Raw genomic sequence first — 869 nt, 5'->3', positions numbered from 1 at the left:
AACTCAAATTCAGGATTCTCCCAGTGGTGAATTTAAGCATCGAATTAAAACGGTTGAGTTTGGAGATGGTTATAAACAAGTATCAGGGGATGGAATTAATCCAGAAAGTCAGTCATGGCCTTACTCTTATATCGGCATAAGAGAAGAAGTAACACCCATCTTTCAATTTATTCGAAATCACACGTTGAAATCATTTATCTGGACGACTCCATACGGCGAGAAAGGCTTATATCGAGTCAAGGCTGACTCAATAACCATGATCCCGATGTCAGGTGGAGTCATGAGAATATCAGCCGTATTTGAACAGGCACATAGCGCATGAAAATTAATGCAGACCTCCAACGTTTGGAGGCAGGGAATAAAATTTTGTTGTTTGCTGTTGATGCTTCGGTCTTTGGCGGGCCAGAACTGTACTTCCACAATTACCCTATAGCCCATACAGAGAATGATTTGGAAGACCCGAGCAATTTACCGATTAAATCTATCTGGTGGCAGGGGATAGAGTACAAACCATGGCCTGTCGAAATACAGGGAATGGAGGTGAATAGTGACGGCAGAACGGTATCACCCGAACTCCGGGTTGCTAATCTGGACGGAACTATCAGCTCGTTGTGTCTTGCTTACCAGAATATGGTGCAGGCGCGTATCACGATCCATATGACATTTGCGCATTATTTGGATGCACGCAACTTCCCGGAGGGCAACCCTGAAGCAGACCCGACACAGGAAAAAATAGACGTTTTTTACATCGACAGTAAAACCCATGAAGACAATGAAAGCGTTCAGTTTGCGTTATCTTCCCCGGCAGACTTGCAGGGCATTCAGATCCCCACACGCCAAATCCATAGCCTGTGTACATGGTGTATGCG

At 44.9% G+C, this 869-nt stretch carries 2 protein-coding genes; both read left to right on the top strand.

Annotated features, from left to right (window positions below):
* The first annotated feature begins 7 nt into the window (after nucleotides 1-7).
* On the top strand, nucleotides 8-322 hold the full coding sequence (locus AACS90_RS03655; RefSeq protein ID WP_099123672.1) for a phage tail protein: 315 nt from the start codon (nucleotides 8-10) through the stop codon (nucleotides 320-322).
* Nucleotides 319-869: phage minor tail protein L (locus tag AACS90_RS03650; RefSeq protein WP_099123671.1), on the top strand; the 551-nt coding region annotated here is incomplete at its 3' end. The genes AACS90_RS03655 and AACS90_RS03650, both read left to right, overlap by 4 nt.

The sequence above is a fragment of the Xenorhabdus sp. KK7.4 genome (assembly GCF_963876465.1).
Classification (GTDB): Bacteria; Pseudomonadota; Gammaproteobacteria; order Enterobacterales; family Enterobacteriaceae; genus Xenorhabdus; species Xenorhabdus stockiae.
The sequence above is the reverse complement of the archived record's forward strand: the minus strand, read 5'-3'. Positions and strand labels throughout refer to the sequence as shown.